Here is a 17,483-nt window from a genome sequence, read left to right as displayed (position 1 = left end):
CATGTCACCTCTGATCCTGAAGTTTGTACCGATCGCAATGATGGCCGCAGCCGTACCGGTGGGGCTCTCGATGCAGGCATCTGATGGTCATCGACAGCCTCACGCCGTTGCAACAACGGTTGGCTTGCCTGGCGGTTCAATCACCTATCCGATGCCGGGCGAGTTCCTTAAAGACGGACGCCCGCAAGCCAATCCCAAGGTCCAGCTGCAAATCAACGGACAGCTTGAGATCATGGTCTATCAAGTCAGCGCTGCTGACTACGCGGAGTGTGTGTCGGCTGGCGCCTGTCGACCAGCGGAGGAGACCCGCTCGGTTCCGCGTGACGCCCCCTCGACCGGAGTGAGCTATCTCGACGCCGTTGCCTATGCGCGTTGGTATTCTGAAGTGACCGGCGGCCAATGGCGGCTGCCATCCGACGAAGAGTGGGCCTATGCCGCGGCAGAGCGGTTCGCAGGGGAATTTGAAGGTGTCGAGAACGATGCCAACAATCCCGCCAGGCGTTGGCTCACCAGCTACCAGGCAGAGCTTGACCTCAATCGCAAGCCGGACCCGCTGCCCAGGAGCCGTGGCTCCTATAGAGTGAATTCCCGGGGCCTCGCGGACTTTTCCGGCAACGTCTGGGAGTGGACTTCGACCTGCTATGTGCGCACCACGCTGGCCGACGACGGAAACGGCATTGCGAGCTCGGTCGACAATTGCGGCGTCCACGTCCTCGAGGGGCTCCACAGAGCCTACATGTCGAACTTCGTCAGCGACGGAAAGAGCGGCGGGTGCGCTGTTGGCACGCCTCCCGACAATCTGGGGTTCAGGCTGGTCTTGGACCATCAGGGGTGGGCGAACCGTATCCTCGCCCGCCTCGGCATTGCCTGATCAGGAGCAACTGCTTCGCTTGCGTTTCGGCGGTCGCCGGATTCGGTGCATCGCCTTACCGAGCTTTTGGCATCATCAATGCAGTCCCGTAGACCAGAGCGAAGCCGGCAAATGCGGCCACCCAGGCAGCACCCGCCATGTCGATTACCGCGCCATTGGGGACGAAGGCGGCCAGAACTCTCAATGATCCGGCGAGCAGAACGGCTACGAAGATAAACAAGGCGCCCCGTCCAGCTTTCAGCTTCAGCCCGGTGTGCCCGAGCGTCGCGCGGGTCATCACAGCAAGCGTCATGGCGCCGACCGCACCAGTTCCGAGCGCGTGGAGCCCTGCAGCAGCCGGCACGATCGCAGGAAAGAAGATCGAGGCCGAAACGAAGGCGAGACCGATCGGCACAAAGGCATATGCAAGATGGAGGATGAGCACTAGTGGATCCCGCAAGGTACGTTCGCCAGCCCAGCGCTGCAGACGCCACGCCTGGCAGACTGCCGCAACGGCCATGAGCGTTCCTGATGCGCCGTGGTCGGGAGCGAACGTCCATGCTCCCAGCGCCGTGGCTGAGATGACAAGTGATGCTTTGTCGAAACGATCGAACGGCGCAGGCAGCCGGCCAGGATTTTCGCGGACAAGCCAGTTGCGGGTGAAGCTCGGAATGATGCGCCCCCGATCAGCGAGATCAGCATGATCGCCGCAGCCATGCCGAGCCTGCGGCTGATATCCGATATTCCTTCAAGGTGCGCCTCGATGTGGAACGCGCCGTTGGCGCCCGCCAGAACGGCAAGAGGCAGCAGCACCTTGAGATTTCGCCAGTTCCGTCCCGCGATGATTTCGCGTGCCGCCGCGGTGGCGACCGCAAACAAAAAAGAGCCATCGATCACGGCGGCCGCTTGCCAGCCGAGATCCGCCGAGAAGAAGACCGCGACGCGGCCTGCAAGCCACAGGACAACCAGCGCCAGCAGCGACAGACCTTGCACGGGCAGCCGGCCGGTCCAGTTCGGGATGGCGGTCAGCAGGAACCCGGTCAGGATTGCTGGCAGATAGCCGAACAGCATCTCATGGATGTGCCAGTCGACCGGCACAAACGCACTGTGGGCATCGAGTTCGCCCGCATACATCGGCAGCCAGAACAGAATGGAGAGCGCCGCATAAAGCGACCCGAGCAGGAAGAAGGGCCTGAACCCATAGGAGAGAAACGCGGGGCCGCAATAGCTCCGAAGACGTGAAACTGCCATGATTTGCATCCTCAAATAAAAAGAGCCGGATGAACCGCCGCCCTCGGTCCGTCCGGCCCGTGCCCGCCAGCTTATGGCGGGCAGGCTGTCTCATGCCGATCAGTTGGCCGGAACCTGGGTGAACAGGTCGGCGAACACCGTCTTTGCCTTCCCGGGATGCTTGACCGCCTTGGCGGCATCGAGATTGACGGGCTTGCCGACGACGATCAGCGCGACCATGCCCATGCCGTAGTGGGGCGCGCATTTGACGCCGTAGATGCCCTCCTTCGTCAGCGTAACGGTGATTTCCTCGCTGGGCTTTCCCTTGAAAGGCTCAGCGCCGTCCGGAAGCATGCCCTTGATCGACTCCGCGTCGTGGGTCTTGTCGGTGGGCACGAACTTGACGGTGTCGCCTGGTGCTGCCGTCACGAAGGCCGGCTGGAAAACCATGGCGCCTTTCTCACCCTTGTTGAGCATTTGCACCACGTGCTCTTCCGCGCTTGCACCGCCGGCGAGCGCGAGGATGGAAATTGCGGCGGCGAGGATGGAGAGTTTCATCGATTTGTCCTTTGTTTCGTCTTCGCGGCATGGCGCCGTTCCACGCCATTTAGCCTGACGCGGTTGGGGACAATTTGCGCTGGCGCAAACTCGGGATAAGAAAGGTGAAGGCACCGTGGGGGATCCGCTTGGCTGCGTTGGACCGATCGCTGATTTCGCGACTGCCGCTCTTCCAGGGGCTGACGCCCGACGAGCAGAACGAAATCTTGCGAAGCGCCCGGTCATCCCGCTACGCCAAGGACTCCGCGATCTTCGAGCAGGAGACCGAGGCCCACTCTTTCTTCGTGCTGGTCGCCGGCCACATACGCGTTGTCCGCACCACACCGGACGGACAGCAGGTCATCGCCAGGTACATCAGCGAAGGCGAGATTTTTGGTGTCGCCGCTGCCCTCGGTCGGACAACGTACCCCGCCAGCGCCATCGCCGCAGTGGACTGCGTGGTGCTGGGGTGGGCGAACGCTCTTTGGCCGGAGCTGACGCGACGATTCCCAGCGTTTGCAGCAACCACGTACAAGACCGTAGGAACCAGGCTACAGGAGGCCCAGACGCGGGTGGTGGAGATGTCCACGGAACAGGTGGAGCAGCGGGTTGCGCATGCGTTGCTGCGATTAGCAAATCAGACCGGCCGAAAGACCGACGTCGGGATCGAAATCGACTTCCCGATTTCCAGGCAGGATATTGCCGAGATGACGGGAACGACGTTGCACACGGTCAGCCGGCTGCTCAGCAAGTGGGAAGACAATGGAATAATCGTCAGTGGCCGCCAGAAAGTCACCGTCAAGGATGCGCATCGCCTCGTGGTTCTTGCCGAGAACCGGGACAAGGGGTGATCCTCACCGTTCTCCCCGAACGGCCGATTCCAAGTCCAGAATGAAGCGGGTTTCATCGATCTTATGCTCACGACATGCTTCGGCCACGGTATGGAAAGTCCCGATCGGACAGCCCACGCAAAGCATCCTGTGGCTCAGCACGACTGCCACCGTTGCCGGCCATTTTCTCATGATCTCGTCGACGACCATATCGGGACCGATCGAACTGAGTTCCTTCAAGATGCAGTCTCCGCGATTTGCGAAGCCTAATCATAGACCCCGCCCACGCCGCCTTCGTTGTGCTTTCGCAACTTCACGAACCAGCGGTGAACCGTCTCGGGGCAGGATTATTTGCGCGAGGAAAGGCACCCGCAGCCATCGACCGATAGAGATCTTAAACGGGTCAGATGGCAGTCCCGACGACGGCACCGATACCGGCAGTCAACGCCATTGCCAGGGCGCCCCAGAAGGTAACGCGAACCGTTGCCCTCAACACATTGGCGCCGCCGGCTTTGGCCCCAATGGCGCCCAGAGCCGCCAGGAACAGGAGCGAGGCAACAGACACCGTTGCGGCAAGCCAGGCGGCCGGCGAAACAAGCACCATCGCCAATGGCATGGCCGCGCCAACCGAAAATGTAGCCGCAGAGGTCAGTGCGGCCTGGATCGGTCTCGCCGTCGTCACCTCCGAAATACCGAGTTCGTCACGAGCGTGGGCGCCAAGCGCGTCCTTCGCCATCAATTGGTCGGCGACCTGCAAGGCCAACTTTGGCTCCACGCCACGTTTGATATAAATGTCCGCAAGTTCCTGTCGCTCGAAATCCGGCTGCGTCGCCAGCTCCCCTCTCTCACGCGCAAGGTCGGCTTGTTCGGTATCGGACTGCGAACTGACAGAGACATACTCGCCGGCCGCCATCGACATCGCGCCGGCGACCAGTCCGGCGACGCCGGCCACCAGAACATTGGTGGCCGCGGCATTGGCTGCCGCCACGCCGACGATCAGGCTGGCCGTCGAGACGATGCCGTCATTGGCGCCGAGCACGGCGGCGCGCAACCAGCCGACGCGCGATACGAGATGGTTTTCATTGTGCAGCCGGCTCATGACATCACCGCGTGCGCCGTCCGGCAGGTCGCAGAATCCTGACCAGCACATCCGATTTCACGTAGAAATGTTGCCACAGCGCCGCTGCGGCATGGAGGCCGACGAAAATGATGATCACCGGCTTGGCGAGTTCGTGGATGTCCCCCATCGCTCGAAAGCTGAAGTACCATGCCAGGATCCCGGTAATCGGCATCCCGAAAATGAAAAGATACAGCAGGAAATGGGCGGCCGCGGCAATCCGCTTCAGCAGGACGCTTTCTTCGGGAGGCGCCGCCGGCACGCCATCCCGTAGACGGACTGCAATCCGCCAGATCGCCAGCACCAGAACGGCCAAACCGACATAGACATGAATATTCGCGTTGAAGATGTCTGCAGCTGCCGGCTCGGTGCCACGCGAGAACGCCCGGTAAGCCGGTTTGATGTCCTCACCGATTACAAGCTGCAGCACGATCAGCCCCGCGATAGTCCAATGTAGCAATATCTGGGTTCCGGTGTATCCGGCCGGCTCGTTGGCAATAGTCACAGGCAGCTACCTCGTTTGAGAGAACTCTTCCTACCTCGCTGCTTATGCAACAATCTTGATCTAGGACAAGTCAATTGCCGTCCCCTCAAGCTCTCACGGCCCACTCGCAGCTCGACTCCGGCTGACAGCCAGTTGTCAGCTTGGTCGTGCGATATTGCCTCCGAAGCGGACCAGATGGGCCGTCTCTGCAAGGTTCAATGTGGAAACACGATTCCGATGAAACAGATTGCCCTGTCACTTTTGGTGATCGCCGCCTCCGGCGCGTACGTTTGGGATCAGGCCGGCAAGGGCAAGGATCGGGCAAACGATGTGCTCGGCGAAGCTCTGCCGGCTGACGCAGCAAATGCGCCTTCCGTGCAGCCAAAAGAGCCTGCATCCGCTGCGGCTTTGCCGGTGCTTCGCACCTCCCCGGCGCCTCTCGATTCCCGGTTCAGAACAAGGTTCCCGATTGCCCGGGAAACGACGGCTGGCATAGCAGTGCCCGCCGAACGGCCAAATGATCCAGTTAAGCGCACAGTGGTTCCGGTGGCACCGCAACCGTTGCCAACGCCACCGGCACAGCCAGTGGTACAGGCTGTCATCGATCCTTCGTCAACAGCACCTTCATTCGCCGTAACTCCGGCCGTTTACATACCAGTCCCGCAGCCGAGGCCAGCATATGCGGATGCACCAGTACGTGTCGTCCGGGTGGGCATGAAGCTCGCGGCGCATGGTTATGCCGATGGCGTCTACACCGGCCCCACGGCTGACGCCTATTACGGCATCATCCAGATCCAGGCCCTCGTACAAGGCGGGCAGCTCACAGCGCTGAAAGTGCTGAAATATCCCTCCGACCGCAGGACCTCCGTCAGCATCAACAGGCAGGCGCTGCCCATGCTGCGAGACGAAGCGATCAGCGCCCAGAGCGCCAATGTCGACATTATTTCGGGCGCAACGCTAACCAGCAAGGCTTTCATCCAGTCGCTGCGCGGCGCGCTGAAGAAAGCGTCATCGTAGGTCCATGCGCGAAACGCGAATTTTGATGGGCATGCCCGTTTCTGTCGACATCGGCGGCGCGTCGAACGGTGAACTGATCGAGACGGTCTTCGGCTATTTCGAGCACATCGACCGGCGCTTCAGCACATACCGGGCCGACAGCGAGATCACGGCCATCAACCGCGGCGACGTTCCGGTCATCGACTGGAGCGCCGAGCTGACGGAAGTGTTCGCTCTGGCCCAACAGACGAAAAACCAGACGAACGGATACTTCGACATTCGCAAGCCCAACGGGTCGCTCGATCCTTCCGGCATCGTCAAGGGCTGGGCAATTCGCAATGCGGCCGGGATTGTTCAACGGGCCGGCATCAGCGATTTCTTCATCGAGGCGGGCGGCGATATCCAGTCCCGCGGCAAGAATGCTTCGGGTCATGACTGGAGCGTCGGCATCCGCAATCCCTTCAACGCGGATGAGATCGTAAAGATCGTCTATCCACGAGGTCGCGGCGTCGCAACCTCCGGCACCTATGTCCGCGGTCAACACATCTACAACCCTCATGGGATTGGCAGTCCGATCCAGGACATTGTCAGCCTGACCGTCATCGGCGCCGATGTGCTCGAAGCCGATCGTTTCGCCACCGCAGCCTTCGCCATGGGAAGGCACGGCATTCTCTTCATCGAGCAGACGCCTGGCCTGGAGGGCTATGTCATAGACACCAACGGCCGCGCCACGCCGACAACTGGGTTCGGAGCCCTTTGCCTGCCATGATCAAAACCATCGACCGTGTCCTCGATCATCTGACGATGTACAGGCTGGTCCTCTACTATCTGATGGCGCTGGTCGGGGCGGCGTTCGTGCTCAGCTTGGTCAAGCTGGTGCCACATGATCCGATTGCGCTCGCCTTCACAGCGGCACTGGCGCTGGCCGCCTGCTGGGTCGCCAACAAGGTCTTTGCGCATGTCTTCGCGGTCCCGGCCAACAACGAGTCTGTCTACATCACCGCGCTAATCCTTGCGCTCATCCTCGATCCGGTAGCCACCACGGACATCAAGGGAATCGCGGCAGTGGCATTCACAGCCGTCTGGGCGATTTCATCCAAGTTCATTCTCGCCGTCGGCCGGAAGCACCTTTTCAATCCGGCTGCATTGGGCGTGGCGCTGTCCGCGCTGCTGCTCGACCAACCGGCCACCTGGTGGGTTGGCGGCAATCTGCCTCTACTTCCACTCGTGCTCGTTGGCGGCATGCTCATTGTCCGCAAATTGCGCCGGCTTGATCTTGTGTCGACCTTTGTGATGGTGGCGCTTGCGACTATTCTGGCAACCAGCGACCCGTCGCAGTACTGGACCGCGCTTGCGGAGACGTTTGGTTCGTCGCCTCTGCTGTTCTTCGCCTTCGTCATGCTGACCGAGCCACTGACGGCGCCGACGATGCGTTGGGCGCGCATCGTCTTTGCCGCCATCGTCGGCTTCCTGTTTGCTCCCAACATCCATATCGGCTCGTTCTATTTCACACCGGAACTGGCGCTGCTCGCTGGCAACCTGTTTGCCTATGCGGCAGGTCCCAAGGGACGCTTCGTGCTGACGCTCGAACGCATCGAGCAATCGGCCGTCGACAGCTTTGACTTCATCTTCCGGTCGCCGCGCAAGCTCGCCTTTGAGGCCGGCCAGTATCTCGAATGGACGCTTGGCCTCGATCGTGCCGACAATCGCGGTAACCGCCGCTATTTCACGGTGGCCTCGGCCCCGACCGAGGAAACGGTCCGCCTCGGCGTCAAGTTCTATCCGCAATCAAGCGCCTTCAAGCGCGAATTGATGACCATGAAGCCAGGCAGCACGATCCACGCCGCGCAACTGGCCGGCAACTTCACGCTGCCCACCAGGCGTGAGACCAAGATCGCTTTCCTTGCCGGAGGAATTGGCATCACGCCGTTCCGCTCGATGCTGCAGTATCTGCTCGACCGCAAGGAGCGGCGACCGATCGTCGTCCTCTACGGAACCGAGGGACAGCAGGACATCGCATATCGCGACGTGCTTGGCGCGGCCAGGCAGGCACTTGGTATCAAGACGGTCCACGCTGTGGCGCGCGGTAGCGAGCGCGGCCAGTATCCCGGATACATCGACGAGCGACTGATACGTCTCGCCATACCTGATTACCTCGAGCGCACTTTCTACATTTCCGGCCCGCAGGCGATGGTCAAGGCGCTGCGCCAGAAGCTGCTGGCCATGGGAGTTCGCCGCTCGAAGATAAAGGTCGACTATTTCCCGGGCTTTGCCTGAAGCACGCTTAACTGTGTCGCGGCAGGGAAATGGTCACGACCAGACCCGGATCGGCGTTGGCCATGGCAAGGCGGCCGCCATAAGCTTCGACGATGTCGGAAACTATGGCCAGGCCAAGACCGCCGCTCCCGCCCTTGCTGTCGAGTTGGACGCCACGCGACAAGACGGACTCCCGATCGGCATCCGGTATGCCTGGGCCATCATCGGCGACAGTGACGATCACTTCACCCGCGGTTGCGGATGCATCGACATGGACTGACGACTTTGCATAGCGCGCGGCGTTCTCGACCAGATTACCCAGGATTTCTGACAGGTCGCCTTCGTCGATTGGCGCCATCAGATCTTCCGCGACCTCCATCCTGAAAGAAAGCTGCTTGCCGCTTGGCGTCCGTTTGACGACGGCAATGACGCCCGCCGCGACGTCCGATACCCCACAGGATGCCTTGCCGGAGACTCCGGGTGCGAGGCGGGCGCGCGCGAGCTCCCGCTCGACATGGCGCCGGATCGCTCCTGCGATCTTCTCGATCTCGTCGGCCAGATCCGTCTCACCCTTCTTGCGCAAAGCACGGATGTCGGCCGACAGCACTTGCAGCGGCGTTTTGAGGCCGTGCGCAAGATCTGTGGCGCGCGAGCGCGCCCGCGCCAGCGCCTTCTCCTGGGAATCAAGAAGACGATTGATTTCGTCGGCGAGCGGCTGCACCTCGCTTGGTGCCACCACATCGAGCCGTGCCGTTCGCTGCGCAATCACGCTTCCGACGGCGACCCGCAACGTCACCAGAGGCGCAAGGCCGATGGTGATCTGGATGAAAAACGCGGCCATGAGAACTGCAGCGAGCATCAAGAGAGCCGGAGCAAGATCGCGAACATATTCGCTTACAGACACCTCAACGGTTCGATGATCTTCCGCCACGATGGCACGAAAGGATCGGCCTCCGGCATCGATGATCGTACGCTCGACCGCAATACTGAGTTCTCCGCCCGGGCCCGTGAACTCCTCGACCGTTCGCAGCCCACCACTTGTGCTCCGGGCGGGCAGGAGCAGCTTGGCGTCCCACAACGATCGCGAACGCTCGAGGCTGCCGGTGGCGATGTCCTCCACCTGCCAGTAGTAACCGGACAGTGGATTGGCAAACCGCGGATCGGTCAGCACCGGGGTCACAGCAAGGCGGCCATCGCTTGTAAAGGTCGTTGCACCGATCAACTCGTTTAGGTCGACCATCAGCTCGCCCACCACGCGCCGCTCGACATGAAGTTCGAACAGATAGCGCAAGCCGGCGCCGGCGATGCCGAGTGCGACAAGAACCGAGATGGTTGCAGCCAACCACAGCCGGAAGCGGATCGAGTTGCCCATCAGGCGGTATCATCGGGCGTCAGATACCCGAACCCGCGTCGCGTTTCGATGACATCGCTGCCGAGCTTGCGTCGCAGCCGCGCCACAATGACCTCGATCGCGTTTGGATCGCGGTCGTTGCCTGAATCGTACAGATGCTCAGCCAGTTCGGTCGGCGCCACTACCCGTCCCGCATGATGCATCAGAAACGCCAGAAGCCGGTACTCCAGCGGCGACAGGGAAACGGGAATGCCGCGAAGCGAAATGCGCATCTGGCGCGTGTCCAGAAGCAGCGGACCGGACCTCAAAACGGGTGCCGCCTGCCCCGCCGAGCGGCGCAGGATAGCCCGCAGCCTGGCGAGCAGTTCTTCCATTTCAAAAGGCTTGGGGAGATAATCATCCGCACCGGAGTTGATGCCCTCGACGCGCTCCGTCCACATCCCCCTTGCGGTGAGGATGAGAACCGGAAACCGGCGGGCGTTGGCCCGCCAACGTTTCAAGATCGTGAGGCCGTCGAGCTTGGGCAATCCGAGATCCAGAATCGCGGCGTCATAAGTCTCGACATCGCCCGCGAACCAGGCGGCTTCACCATCTTTTACGATATCGACCGCCATTCCGGACGCCCTGAGGGCGGTCGCGATATCGGCAGCGATACGGGGTTCGTCTTCGGCGAGGAGTATCTTCATCAGTCGCCCTCCCCATCGCGCATGATGACTCCGGCTCCGGCATCGACCTCGACGGTCCTTCGCCGGCCATCGGCACCGACGACCTGGAACCGGTAGACCCATTTGTTGGCCTTGCGGATGAGATCGACCGCAACAACATCGCCGGGTGCCTTGGCTCGGACAATGTCCAATATGTTGGCAAGGCCTTTGATTTCGCCGTGCTCATAGAGATCCCGCGCCCGGTCATGGTCGCCGTCGTCGTCCTCGTCGGCACGGGCAGCGAGAGGCATTGCCAGGACAAGTCCCGCGAGACCCAGCACCGCCAAATGCTTCCATTGTCTTTTCATCGGCAAGGCATGTCGCACGTTGCAGCTTTCAATTTGCTGTCAGTTATCCTCAGCCCACAGCAAGCAAAGGGTCCTTATCAGGGCATCATCGCGTCCAATCATGGCCGCGCCGAGAAGGATACGAGACCATGCGCAACTCCATGCTTGTTCTTGCAGCACTTGCAAGCCTCACGATCTTTGCCCTGCCGGCAGCCGCTGAATCGGACAAAGGATCATGTGGGGCGTCATCGTCTGTTGTGCCATCCGGTCCGATCGATCTGCAGGCCATCCCCATGCAGGACGCCTCCACCCCGAAAGCCATCAAGGGCGGCGACGATGCGTGTGACGACCAGCAAGGCGAAGAGGCTGACGAAAACGACTAGGTCTCCCCTTCGGGGGGCGTGGCCCGCCACAGCACATAACGCTTGCCAATGTCGTGAGCCAAGGCTCGCGGCGAAGCCGGCAAATTATCCAAGTCCCTTGCCAATTTCTGGAGAGTTTTCGTGATCCCCATTCAACATATCCACCCCATTCTAGTTCATTTTCCTATTGTTCTGATCTACTTGCTCGTGGCTATCGACCTTGTCGCGCTGGTTGGCGGCAGCGCCGTCACCAGGAGATCGGGCGCCGGTACGATCTCCACTTTTGTGGCCCTGGCTGCCGGAGTGTTCGCTATCGGAACTTGGTTCTTCGGAGGTCTTGCCCTGGATCATGCCGAAGCGGCCGGCTTCAGCAGCGATATCGCGGAGATCCACGAAAGCCTGGGAGGCATCACTGCCTTTGCCTTTCTGATCTGGGGAATCGTGCGCCTGGTGCTTTGGATGCGGAACCGTGACATGCGGGTTGTAACGATCGCCATTCCTCTGATCGAGATTTGCGGAGCATTTCTGGTCACTGCGACGGCCTACTATGGTGGACTGCTTGTCTACGACCTTGGCGTGAACGTCGCCAAGGCCGCCGCGATCGCTGGTTGACCGGTTCGCGCCCCGTCATTCACGACCCAGCTTTGGACCATTTGCCTCCACCGACAAATGATTCAGATCAAGGCGCTTCGTGCATGTGAAATCTAAATAAGCCGGAGGTTGGAAAAACTCCGGAGAGCGAACATGCAAGCCGAAGCCATCATGAGCAAGCCAGTCGTCGGCATTGACCCGTCAGCGTCGATCGCCGAGGCTGCCGGGTTGATGCTTTCCAGAAAGGTCAGCGGCCTCCCCGTCATTCGCAACGACGGCAGGCTGGTGGGGATCGTCAGCGAGGGCGATTTCCTGAGACGCGAGGAACTGGGCACGGAGCGCAAGCGCTCGCGCTGGCTGGAGTTTCTCGTCAGCCCCGGAAAGGCCGCCGACGAATATGTCCGCGCCAATGGTCGACGGGTTGAGGAGGTGATGTCGCAAGATGTCGTGACGGCATCCCCTGCAGCATCGCTCGCGAAAGTCGTCGAGCTCATGACGCGTCACCATGTCAAACGCATTCCGGTCGTCGAAGCTGGAAAAATCGTCGGCATCATCACCCGCTCTGATCTTCTACGGGCATTGCTCGGCGTCCTTCCGGATGGAGCCGCTACGGTCATCGATGACGAACAGATTCGGCAGAACATCGCTACCGAGCTTGCGAGGCAGAAATGGGCTGGCAACGATTTGATCAACGTGATGGTGGACAAGGGTGTGGTGACACTGAGCGGCGCCATCTTCGACGAACGCGAGCGCCAGGCAGCGATAGTCGCCGCCGAAAACGTCGCCGGCGTCAATGCTGTCAAGGATAATCTCTTCTGCGCCGATCCCGTGTCGGTCATCCTTGTTTCGTAGCGGAGTAGACATTGATCCGCAGCGAGGCACCACTGCCTCTCTGCGTTGCTAGTCCTCGCCCAAGGCTTCGCCGCGCTTAGGGCGCGACCAGGGTTATCAATGGTCGAAGAAGCAGCAGGGCAAAGCCAATAAGCGCCGCGCCCGCAACTTTTTCTACCAATGTTTTGCCTCCGCTGAAGCGCCGACCCAGCAAAAGCCACACCGATCCGGTGGCGGCTGTCATCCCCAGAAGCGCAATCCAGAAGATTCCGAGCGCGCGCGGCTCGATGTTTATCGGAACGATAGCCAAGCAATAGATGAAGGCCTTCGGATTGAGAGCACTGGTCACCGCAACAGAAATGGCGTCGCCGCTTGAGGAAACGTTGATTCGGGCGCTCGCCGTCAGACGCAGGCCAAGAACGACGAGCCATCCGGCTGCTACCAGCCTGAGAATATGAATGGCGTCGGGCGACACGAAGGGACGCAGTGAAAACCAGCACGCGGATGCGATCCCGTATCCGCATGCCTGAGCGGCCAAGAGCTTGACCGCTTTCTCTCGCTTGACCGACCCCGCCATCAAAAGAGCGTTGGTTGGCCCTGGAGCGACAAAGAGCAGGAATGCTTCCAGAAAGAATAGAGTGTCCAACTGCCTGGTCCCGTGGAATGCAAACCTATCAACTGCAAAACTCGATTTGCGTCGACTCTCGTCAGAACACGGACAGCACGATATCGTCCAGGCTGAGTTACTCGAATGGCTAGCGTTGGCCGGCCGCATGCTGCAGTCGAGCGATCAGGTCGCTGTTGCGGCAATAGTCTGGCGGGTTATCGGCTTGCTGATGTTCGTCGAGCCAGACCGAGCATTCGTCCTGATGCCCGCAGGAACGGCAGCGTTCCACGGCGCGGCTGGTGACGGCGGCGTGGTCGGCTACGACTTTCAATTGTCTGTCAACGCCGAGCTTCCGCATCATGCGGTCCATCAATGCGGTTCTGGCATCAACTGAAATCAGGTAATCGAGAAAGGTCATGGTGATCACTCCTGCCTACTGGCCATCATTGGCATGTTGGCGGCGGGCGGCGTTGATCTCGATCAACGAGCGATCAGCTGACAACCTCTTGAGCGCTAAACCGAAGCGACGAGGCGGTCGAGAAAAGGCCGTTGACCGACAACCAGCTTGTCCCTGGCCAGTGTTAAGTCCAGCCATTCACCACGATCGACCTCGGCAAACGATTGTACCCGACCGCTGCGTGGTGGCCATTCCATCTCAAACAGGTTGCTGCGCAACGTCGCGGTATCGAAGTCCCCTTCGAACGCGAATGCCGTGATGAGTTTGCCCCCTCGCTGGCGCAATTGACCCAGAGTGGGCAGGGTTCCCTTGGGCTCCCAGCCTGTCTCTTCCCTGAATTCCCGCCGTGACGCTGCCTCGGGTAGCTCGCTTTCGTCATACTCGCCTTTGGCAATCGACCAGGCGCCAAGATCGCGTCTTTGCCAGAACGGGCCTCCAGGATGGACAAGCAGCACCTGGAGCCCCTTGTTCGATCCTCGATAGGGCAGAATGCCTGCGCTTCTTTTCGTCATCGCTTCAAGCCTCCGCACGGCCCTATGATTTCGGGTAGGCGGCATGAGGCTTGGCCGCTCTTTCAATCGCCTGCCCAGCCCACTTCCGGTGCGATTTGCGGTTCTCTTGTCCGAAAAACCAGCGCTTGGTCGCCTCAGAGGCGAGTAGATAGAGCGCGGTAATTGCGACAAGCCCGGCAAGCACGGGCGGAGGCAAGGGCACGAAGCCGAACCAGGCTGCAAACGGCAGATAGGGGATCATGATCGCGATAATCCCGACAGCCAATGTAAGCCAGGCAAGCAACGGGCTTGGACGGCTCGCCCAGAAAGCCCTGTGCGTGCGCACGATGAGCACAATGGCAAGCTCCGTCAGCAACGACTCGACAAACCACGCGGTCTGGAATGCGGCCTCCGTGGCATGCGCAAAGAACAGAAGGAATGCGAAGGTCGCGAAGTCGAACAGCGAACTGACCAGGCCAAAGCTGATCATGAACCGCCGCACAAAACGGATATCCCAGTGGCGAGGCCGGCGCAGTTGGTCGGGATCGACGTTGTCGCTTGCAATGGCGAGTGAAGGAACGTCGGAAAGGAAATTGTTGAGCAGGATCTGCTTGGCCAGAAGCGGCAGGAAAGGCAGGAACAGCGAGGCAACAGCCATGCTGATCATGTTGCCGAAATTGGCGCTGGTGGTGATGGAAATGTACTTCATCGTGTTGGCGAAGGTCTTGCGGCCATCGTCGACGCCGCGCACCAGAACGCCCAGATCCTGTTTGAGTAGGATGATATCGGCCGCTTCGCGCGCGACATCGACGGCGCTGTCGACCGAGATGCCTATGTCTGCCTCATGAAGGGCAGGCGCATCATTGATACCGTCGCCAAGGTAACCAACGACATGGCCCCTGCTCCGCAAGGCCTGAACGATGCGCTCCTTCTGGTTGGGGTCGATCTCGACGAAGAGGTCGGTGTGCTGCACGCCTGCGAAGAGCGCGCTCTTGGTCAATTTCGACAGATCCTCGCCGGTCATGATCCTGTCAGCGCGCAAGCCGATCGCCTGGGCGAGATGCGCGGCAACGTAACGGTTGTCACCAGAAATGACCTTTACGGCGATGCCGCGCTGGGCGAGTTCGGCAAGCGTCTCCTTGACGCCTTTCTTTGGCGGGTCGAGGAAAAGCAGGAAGCCCGCAAAGACGAGATCGATCTCGTCTTTCCTGCCGAACGTTTTCGGGCTCTCAAACCGACGGATTGCCAGGCCCAGAACGCGGTAGCCGTCCGCGCTCCAGCGTCGGAATTTTTCGTCGATCGCCGAACGCTGCTTCTCATCGAGGGGTTCCAGCCCTTTCGCGGTTCTAACGAAGCCGCAGGTTTCGAGGACGTTTAGTACGGCGCCTTTGGTGATCAGAAGATCTTCAGCATCCTTGCTCCGCACAACAACGGATAGCCGCTTGCGGATGAAATCATAGGGAACCTCGTCGACCTTGGTGAAAGCGGCCAATGATGAGCTTTCGGCCGGCGCGCCGGCGATTGCTTCGTCCAGCGGGTTCTTCAGTCCGGTCTGCAGGGTCGCGTTGAGACGTGCCCAGAGCAGAACATCGGTTGACGGATTGCCATCGACGTCGAGCCATCCGTCGAGGTGGATGACGCCTTCCGTCAACGTGCCGGTCTTGTCGGTGCACAGCAGATCCATGCTGCCGAGATTCTCGATGGCATCGAGACGGCGCACGATGACGCCATTGGCCGCCATGGCGCGAGCCCCTCGAGCCAGCGTCACACTGATGATGGCCGGAAGGAGTTCCGGCGTTAAGCCAACCGCCAGTGCCAGCGAAAACAGCAGCGATTCAATGAGCGGCCGATGCAGCATCAGGTTGGCGAAGAACACCAGGATGACAATCGCCAGCATGATCTCGGTCATCAGATAGCCGAACAGCCTGATGCCTCGGGCAAACCCCGTTTCGGGGATTTGTCGCTCCAGGGCCGCGGCGATCGACGCGAATTCCGTGCGGGTGCCGGTTGCGGCTGCAAGCACGGTCGCGGTACCGCTGCGGACGGATGTTCCCGTGAAGACCGCGTTGGTGCGCAGTGTGAGCGCGGCATCCGGCGCCGATCGTCCCGGTGTCTTCACGGCGGGAAAGGTTTCACCGGTCAGCACGGCCTCGCTGACATTGAAATCGCGCGCATCCAGAATGATACCGTCGGCAGGGATGAGGTTTCCGGCCGAAAGCCGGATCACGTCGCCCGGCACGATCTCTTCGGCGACGACCGAGCACTCGGCGCCGTCGCGCAACACTATAGCCTTGCGCGAAATACGCTGTTTCAGTGCTTCGGTCGCCCGCGACGCACCGTACTCCTGGGTGAAGCTCAGGACGCAGCTTGCCAGCACGGTCGCGCCGATGATCGCAGCCTCCTGGCCCTCCCCGACGAAGGCCGACACGCTGGCCGCGAAAATGAGGATCAGGACCAGCGGGCTGCGGAACTGGCGGGCAAACACTGCCAGGGCCGACGCGCTTGACGTCGACGCGGGTGTGTTTCGGCCGAATTTTGCGAGCCTCGACGCCGCTTCGGACGAAGCAAGCCCCGAGGCTGAGGTCTCAAGGCGTAGCAGGAGGGCATTGGTCTCGATCGACCAATAGGCACCGTCCTCTGGCGAGACGGGTTGCTGGCCGGCTTCGCCTATCATCAATACGACATGAAGCGGTTGATGCCGCTCTCCTCGATCAGCGTGCGGGTGACGCCGCCGAACGCCCATTCCCGCAAGCGGCTATGGCCATAAGCGCCCGAGACGATGAGGTCGGCATGGATCGAGCGTGCGAATGTCAGCAACCGGTCGCCATCAGCCTCACCGGCGATCAGCTCGGTTCGCGCCTTGATGCCATGGTGCTCAAGAAAGACCGCGACATCGGCGAGGCTGTCGCGAATGCTTTCGTTGCGGTCGGTGTCAATCGTGACAATCACGACTTCGCTGGCTTTGGCCAGGAAAGGCAATGCATCAGCCATCGCTCGCCGCGCCTCCCTCGTATCCTTCCACGCCACGACAACAGTTTTAGCAAGGACGTGCTCGACGTTGGTGGCGGCGACCAGAACCGGACGCCCGGCACCGAGTGTCAGACTGCCGACATCCACGGTGCGAAACACATTGTCTCCTGCCTGGCCGGTAATAATAAGATCTGCCGCTCTGGCCGAAACGCTGAGGAACCGGGTCGGGCTGCAAACAGCTTGGCCCCATTCGCTAAAGATCGACGCAGGAACCAGCCTCTCGAACTCGGCACGCAGTTCGGCAAGCCGCTTTTCGATCTCCGTCCGCTGGATCTGCATGATCTCGCCTTCGTAGACCATGCCTTCGCCGGTCGCGACCAAGGGGGAACATCCGCAGCCGCCAAGCCGATAAGACGGGCTCCGAACCGCTCCGCGAGTTCGACCCCCGCCTTTACAATGGGTGCAGGAGGCGCATCGATGGCGAGGTTGACGATGATTGACTTGTAAGACATTGCGGACGCCTTTCGCTGAA

General features: G+C 60.8%; 19 protein-coding genes and 2 pseudogenes. 8 read left to right on the top strand and 13 right to left on the bottom strand.

Going from position 1 to position 17,483, the window contains the following annotated elements; all coding sequences use genetic code 11:
* Nucleotide 1 precedes the first annotated feature (1 nt).
* On the top strand, nucleotides 2-871 hold the full coding sequence (locus EJ077_RS15390) for an SUMF1/EgtB/PvdO family nonheme iron enzyme (protein WP_208702854.1): 870 nt from the start codon (nucleotides 2-4) through the stop codon (nucleotides 869-871).
* Nucleotides 872-926: 55 nt separating this feature from the next.
* Here EJ077_RS15390 and EJ077_RS15385 read toward each other — a convergent pair.
* Nucleotides 927-2,101, bottom strand: a pseudogene (locus EJ077_RS15385) (NnrS family protein).
* Nucleotides 2,102-2,200: 99 nt separating this feature from the next.
* A complete protein-coding gene (locus tag EJ077_RS15380; protein ID WP_208702853.1) occupies nucleotides 2,201-2,638 on the bottom strand; it encodes a pseudoazurin in 438 nt (145 codons plus the stop codon).
* A gap of 128 nt (nucleotides 2,639-2,766) precedes the next feature.
* On the opposite strand from EJ077_RS15380, the gene EJ077_RS15375 reads away from it, so the two are divergent.
* Nucleotides 2,767-3,468 carry a Crp/Fnr family transcriptional regulator gene (locus EJ077_RS15375; protein WP_208702852.1) on the top strand — a complete coding sequence of 234 codons (702 nt, stop codon included), beginning with the start codon at nucleotides 2,767-2,769 and terminating at the stop codon, nucleotides 3,466-3,468.
* Nucleotides 3,469-3,471: 3 nt separating this feature from the next.
* Here EJ077_RS15375 and EJ077_RS15370 read toward each other — a convergent pair whose 3' ends face one another.
* The 3 genes from EJ077_RS15370 to EJ077_RS15360 form a co-directional block, all read right to left on the bottom strand.
* Entirely contained in the window at nucleotides 3,472-3,687 is a 216-nt protein-coding gene (locus EJ077_RS15370) for a DUF1858 domain-containing protein (RefSeq protein ID WP_208702851.1), read from the bottom strand.
* Nucleotides 3,688-3,850: 163 nt separating this feature from the next.
* The gene (locus EJ077_RS15365; protein WP_208702850.1) at nucleotides 3,851-4,546 is read right to left on the bottom strand and encodes a VIT1/CCC1 transporter family protein; all 696 of its coding nucleotides are present in this window, start codon (nucleotides 4,544-4,546) and stop codon (nucleotides 3,851-3,853) included.
* Between the two features lie 4 nt (nucleotides 4,547-4,550).
* On the bottom strand, nucleotides 4,551-5,069 hold the full coding sequence (locus tag EJ077_RS15360; RefSeq protein WP_208702849.1) for a cytochrome b: 519 nt from the start codon (nucleotides 5,067-5,069) through the stop codon (nucleotides 4,551-4,553).
* A 216-nt stretch (nucleotides 5,070-5,285) separates the two neighbouring features.
* On the opposite strand from EJ077_RS15360, the gene EJ077_RS15355 reads away from it, so the two are divergent.
* From EJ077_RS15355 to EJ077_RS15345, 3 genes are read left to right on the top strand one after another with little or no spacing between them, the layout of a single operon-like run.
* Nucleotides 5,286-6,065 carry an FMN-binding protein gene (locus EJ077_RS15355; RefSeq protein ID WP_208702848.1) on the top strand — a complete coding sequence of 260 codons (780 nt, stop codon included), beginning with the start codon at nucleotides 5,286-5,288 and terminating at the stop codon, nucleotides 6,063-6,065.
* A 25-nt stretch (nucleotides 6,066-6,090) separates the two neighbouring features.
* Complete coding sequence (locus EJ077_RS15350; RefSeq protein ID WP_245458757.1) at nucleotides 6,091-6,813, top strand: FAD:protein FMN transferase; 723 nt, start codon at nucleotides 6,091-6,093, stop codon at nucleotides 6,811-6,813.
* On the top strand, nucleotides 6,810-8,321 hold the full coding sequence (locus tag EJ077_RS15345; protein WP_208702846.1) for an FAD-dependent oxidoreductase: 1,512 nt from the start codon (nucleotides 6,810-6,812) through the stop codon (nucleotides 8,319-8,321). The genes EJ077_RS15350 and EJ077_RS15345 overlap by 4 nt, the downstream gene beginning before the upstream one ends.
* A gap of 7 nt (nucleotides 8,322-8,328) precedes the next feature.
* Here EJ077_RS15345 and EJ077_RS15340 read toward each other — a convergent pair whose 3' ends face one another.
* The 3 genes from EJ077_RS15340 to EJ077_RS15330 are packed head-to-tail and all read right to left on the bottom strand — an operon-like array spanning nucleotide 8,329 to nucleotide 10,606.
* Nucleotides 8,329-9,672: a sensor histidine kinase gene (locus EJ077_RS15340; RefSeq protein ID WP_208702845.1), complete on the bottom strand. Its 1,344-nt coding sequence runs from the start codon at nucleotides 9,670-9,672 to the stop codon at nucleotides 8,329-8,331.
* Nucleotides 9,672-10,337, bottom strand: a complete 666-nt coding sequence (locus tag EJ077_RS15335; RefSeq protein WP_208702844.1) for a response regulator transcription factor — start codon at nucleotides 10,335-10,337, stop codon at nucleotides 9,672-9,674. Before EJ077_RS15335 ends, EJ077_RS15340 begins: the two co-directional genes overlap by 1 nt.
* The gene (locus tag EJ077_RS15330) at nucleotides 10,337-10,606 is read right to left on the bottom strand and encodes a PepSY domain-containing protein (RefSeq protein ID WP_245458756.1); all 270 of its coding nucleotides are present in this window, start codon (nucleotides 10,604-10,606) and stop codon (nucleotides 10,337-10,339) included. The genes EJ077_RS15335 and EJ077_RS15330 overlap by 1 nt, the downstream gene beginning before the upstream one ends.
* A gap of 185 nt (nucleotides 10,607-10,791) precedes the next feature.
* On the opposite strand from EJ077_RS15330, the gene EJ077_RS15325 reads away from it, so the two are divergent.
* From EJ077_RS15325 to EJ077_RS15315, 3 genes are all read left to right on the top strand, one after another.
* Nucleotides 10,792-11,025, top strand: coding sequence for a hypothetical protein (locus EJ077_RS15325; RefSeq protein WP_208702842.1), 234 nt, complete (start codon nucleotides 10,792-10,794; stop codon nucleotides 11,023-11,025).
* 120 nt (nucleotides 11,026-11,145) lie between these two features.
* Nucleotides 11,146-11,616 (top strand): DUF2231 domain-containing protein, encoded by a 471-nt coding sequence (locus EJ077_RS15320; protein WP_208702841.1) that lies wholly within the window; start codon nucleotides 11,146-11,148, stop codon nucleotides 11,614-11,616.
* Nucleotides 11,617-11,748: 132 nt separating this feature from the next.
* A complete protein-coding gene (locus EJ077_RS15315) occupies nucleotides 11,749-12,447 on the top strand; it encodes a CBS domain-containing protein (protein WP_208702840.1) in 699 nt (232 codons plus the stop codon).
* A 76-nt stretch (nucleotides 12,448-12,523) separates the two neighbouring features.
* Here EJ077_RS15315 and EJ077_RS15310 read toward each other — a convergent pair whose 3' ends face one another.
* The 5 genes and pseudogenes from EJ077_RS15310 to EJ077_RS15290 form a co-directional block, all read right to left on the bottom strand.
* A complete protein-coding gene (locus EJ077_RS15310) occupies nucleotides 12,524-13,072 on the bottom strand; it encodes a hypothetical protein (protein ID WP_208702839.1) in 549 nt (182 codons plus the stop codon).
* Between the two features lie 109 nt (nucleotides 13,073-13,181).
* Nucleotides 13,182-13,451 (bottom strand): DUF6455 family protein, encoded by a 270-nt coding sequence (locus EJ077_RS15305; RefSeq protein WP_208702838.1) that lies wholly within the window; start codon nucleotides 13,449-13,451, stop codon nucleotides 13,182-13,184.
* A gap of 95 nt (nucleotides 13,452-13,546) precedes the next feature.
* On the bottom strand, nucleotides 13,547-14,002 hold the full coding sequence (locus EJ077_RS15300) for an NUDIX domain-containing protein (RefSeq protein ID WP_208702837.1): 456 nt from the start codon (nucleotides 14,000-14,002) through the stop codon (nucleotides 13,547-13,549).
* Between the two features lie 22 nt (nucleotides 14,003-14,024).
* Nucleotides 14,025-16,655 carry a magnesium-translocating P-type ATPase gene (gene mgtA / locus EJ077_RS15295; protein WP_245458755.1) on the bottom strand — a complete coding sequence of 877 codons (2,631 nt, stop codon included), beginning with the start codon at nucleotides 16,653-16,655 and terminating at the stop codon, nucleotides 14,025-14,027.
* A pseudogene (locus EJ077_RS15290) lies at nucleotides 16,655-17,463 on the bottom strand (universal stress protein). Before EJ077_RS15290 ends, mgtA begins: the two are co-directional and overlap by 1 nt.
* Nucleotides 17,464-17,483 lie beyond the last annotated feature (20 nt).

The organism is Mesorhizobium sp. M8A.F.Ca.ET.057.01.1.1 (genome assembly GCF_003952565.1).
GTDB lineage: Bacteria > Pseudomonadota > Alphaproteobacteria > Rhizobiales > Rhizobiaceae > Mesorhizobium.
This window is presented reverse-complemented; position numbering and strand designations above follow the sequence as displayed.

Bases quoted from the DNA above. Each gene is read 5' to 3' on its own strand.
- EJ077_RS15325 (WP_208702842.1), top strand. From the start codon at position 10,792: ATGCGCAACTCCATGCTTGTTCTTGCAGCACTTGCAAGCCTCACGATC.
- EJ077_RS15365 (WP_208702850.1), bottom strand. From the start codon at position 4,546: ATGAGCCGGCTGCACAATGAAAACCATCTCGTATCGCGCGTCGGCTGG.
- EJ077_RS15300 (WP_208702837.1), bottom strand. From the start codon at position 14,002: ATGACGAAAAGAAGCGCAGGCATTCTGCCCTATCGAGGATCGAACAAG.
- EJ077_RS15355 (WP_208702848.1), top strand. From the start codon at position 5,286: ATGAAACAGATTGCCCTGTCACTTTTGGTGATCGCCGCCTCCGGCGCG.
- EJ077_RS15345 (WP_208702846.1), top strand. From the start codon at position 6,810: ATGATCAAAACCATCGACCGTGTCCTCGATCATCTGACGATGTACAGG.
- EJ077_RS15380 (WP_208702853.1), bottom strand. From the start codon at position 2,638: ATGAAACTCTCCATCCTCGCCGCCGCAATTTCCATCCTCGCGCTCGCC.
- mgtA (WP_245458755.1), bottom strand. From the start codon at position 16,655: ATGATAGGCGAAGCCGGCCAGCAACCCGTCTCGCCAGAGGACGGTGCC.
- EJ077_RS15305 (WP_208702838.1), bottom strand. From the start codon at position 13,451: ATGACCTTTCTCGATTACCTGATTTCAGTTGATGCCAGAACCGCATTG.
- EJ077_RS15340 (WP_208702845.1), bottom strand. From the start codon at position 9,672: ATGGGCAACTCGATCCGCTTCCGGCTGTGGTTGGCTGCAACCATCTCG.
- EJ077_RS15315 (WP_208702840.1), top strand. From the start codon at position 11,749: ATGCAAGCCGAAGCCATCATGAGCAAGCCAGTCGTCGGCATTGACCCG.
- EJ077_RS15330 (WP_245458756.1), bottom strand. From the start codon at position 10,606: ATGCCTCTCGCTGCCCGTGCCGACGAGGACGACGACGGCGACCATGAC.
- EJ077_RS15390 (WP_208702854.1), top strand. From the start codon at position 2: ATGTCACCTCTGATCCTGAAGTTTGTACCGATCGCAATGATGGCCGCA.
- EJ077_RS15350 (WP_245458757.1), top strand. From the start codon at position 6,091: ATGGGCATGCCCGTTTCTGTCGACATCGGCGGCGCGTCGAACGGTGAA.
- EJ077_RS15335 (WP_208702844.1), bottom strand. From the start codon at position 10,337: ATGAAGATACTCCTCGCCGAAGACGAACCCCGTATCGCTGCCGATATC.